Source organism: Vibrio cincinnatiensis DSM 19608 (genome assembly GCF_900167345.1).
Classification (GTDB): Bacteria; Pseudomonadota; Gammaproteobacteria; order Enterobacterales; family Vibrionaceae; genus Vibrio; species Vibrio cincinnatiensis.
The window spans coordinates 1-2,389 of sequence record NZ_FUXB01000043.1; the positions used below are offsets into that span (position 1 = coordinate 1).

Consider the following 2,389-nt stretch of genomic DNA (forward strand, 5'->3'; position numbering starts at 1 on the left):
CCCATCACATCATACTCATACTCGATAAGCGGGGCCGATTGCCCACTCAAAGACACCGCGCTTAACTGCCCATAGGGGGTGTAATCAAACTTGACAGTCTCACCACTCGGAAGATGAATGTCCGATAACTGACCGTGTGGGTGATAACGGTAAGCCAAGGCATGTAACCCTTGGGTTTGTTCTCTCAACAGACCATTGGCTTGATAATGATAAGAAACCGTGCGATGCGTATTCACTCTGGTTTTTTCCAAAAGTGAATTTGAGTGGAATTATCATGAGTAATTTAACAAAGGTGGGGGTTAAGGCTGGCGCGGCCGCTTTTTTGCTCTTAGCTGCTAAAGATAAAACACAAACCTAAAGACTCACCGCACAAGCATTCCCCCATCAGCTCATTGGCCCCTTAATTAATTCAAGTAATGAAATCTAACTATTTTTACAGTTCGCCTCACTTAATATTGCTCACCAAGTTTTTTCAACAAGTCCAAAAAACCGAGATCATAAAGAAAATGGTAGCTAAACGAAATTTCTGTGGGCATATAAGAGTGACCACCACCCAACGGACTTTGACGTGAACGATTGACAAGATAATAACCTTGTGTCGCCACTTGCACACAAAGCATTTCTCCGTCGACATTCTCATCAGCACTGGTCATCGCTCCCGCATGCAAGCCGCCGGCCGCCGGCGGCTTGCGGAACTCTTCTAGCGCTTTGGGGAACCAGCTAAGAACCCTGAGAGGAAAGTCGAATTGTTTGCAATAATATTGATGCGTTTTTAAATTCTTATACGCTGTCAAAATTGATAAATAATTATCCCGTTTCACAAGCACATATAAGTCTTCCGCCTCAGTAGTATCCAATAGACGACCTATTTCAATGGCGCCCATTGGCAACTGATCATGGTGAGTAATCGTTGGCAAAGCGGGTTGTACCGGGTATTTTTGTATGGAATAGCTCATAATGGTTTAAGATCCTTAATGATGACGATAGCATCAGCGTCGTGTAATTCTTTTAAATTAATAGTCTTACGCTCGAAATTCAGCGTTTCTACCGCGCCGAACTGATTCGCACTATTAGGGTTAAGGTCTTTCGTCAAGCCGTTACCCACATAATCCTGATTGTTACCGATTTTGTCGTGCATCACCATGCGTTTGGTAAATAGTTCCCGCTCTTCTTTCGATATACCGGTGGCTTGGAGATAATCTTCAAACTTTTTAGTGTCCCTCGACCAGTGATTAGGCAAGTCGCCACTTTCCACCGCTGCGTTGTAATGCTCAGCATACGCCGCCTGAAATTCGGGTGTCATCACCTTATCTGTAAAATCTTTAGGGAAGTCAGCAGGCAATTCCGTATTGGCGAACTCACTGACTTTCTCAAACGTAGCTGGTACGCTTTTGACACCGGTTAGAGGCGTAGATTTTTCGGTGTCGACCACAACCAAAACATACTTCTTTGCCGGATCGTATTCCAGCCCCAACTTTTCGCTGATCAGTTTTGGATCTGTATCAGCATCTTCAAGCTGATCAAAACTCGTTGACCAGTATTTGGCACCTTCGCCAGTTTCGGTCTTCATAACCATACCCATTTTCCCGCTCAAGGCAATGTCTGGGGTATTGCGGTCATTGAGAAAGCCTTCTTCCATGAAGCGCACCTGAAATCGCTCGCTGCCGATATCACCATATTGTGCGAGCTCTGCTAGCTCAGCATCGCTATACTTGGGCTGGTAGCCCTTCTTTGCGATTTGTTCACGACGATTTTTTAAGATTATTTGAGCATCATCCAGACTGTCAGGACAAATTGCTTTGTCTGGAACGTTGCACTTTCTTTCGTTCACTTCTGAGAAAAGATTTAAAAACTCCTCATCCCCCAATCCCTGCTTAATCTGCGCTGGCGTAGCGACTCCCGCATCGGCCAGAGCATACAGTTTATCACTGGTGTTTTGGTCTATCACGTTTTTATCAACCGAATCGCTGAGTGCCGAACCCAGTTTTCCTAGGTCCGTACTTTTCTTCGATGATGTTGTGCTAGATAGCTGCCCCACAGGGCTGCTATCTAACGTAGTTGACTGATAACTCGCCGGAAGGGTACTCGTGATGAGCGTTTGCTGCGGATTCTCCGCTAAGGCATCTATAGGGAGTGTGCTATCTTCTTTTGCGCACAGCCCTGTCGGGTCTATCCACATCACTGGATTGGGTGCGTACTGATAGTGGTTCAACCCACCCAATAAACCAATTGGGTCTGGTTGGATAAAACGGCCTGTGCGCGGGTCGTAATAACGGGCTAAGTTATAGTGCAGTCCCGTTTCATCATCGTAATATTGCCCCTGAAAACGCAGCGGGTTGACCACACGCTCGATTGCTATCTTGGCTTCACCCCATGTCTCGTAGTGCGC

The 2,389-nt window shown here is 46.0% G+C and carries 3 protein-coding genes; all 3 read right to left on the bottom strand.

The window, feature by feature from the left end; genetic code table 11:
• On the bottom strand, window positions 1-236 hold a 236-nt coding region (locus B5D54_RS16705), incomplete at its 3' end, for a hypothetical protein (RefSeq protein WP_176129405.1).
• 213 nt (window positions 237-449) lie between these two features.
• Window positions 450-956: a hypothetical protein gene (locus tag B5D54_RS16710; protein ID WP_078927650.1), complete on the bottom strand. Its 507-nt coding sequence runs from the start codon at window positions 954-956 to the stop codon at window positions 450-452.
• A partial coding sequence (locus B5D54_RS17455) for an RHS repeat-associated core domain-containing protein (protein ID WP_303046256.1) occupies window positions 953-2,389 on the bottom strand: 1,437 nt, incomplete at its 5' end. The genes B5D54_RS16710 and B5D54_RS17455, both read right to left, overlap by 4 nt.

Excerpts from the sequence above, each read along its gene's own strand:
- B5D54_RS16710 (WP_078927650.1), bottom strand. The coding sequence starts at position 956 with ATGAGCTATTCCATACAAAAATACCCGGTACAACCCGCTTTGCCAACG.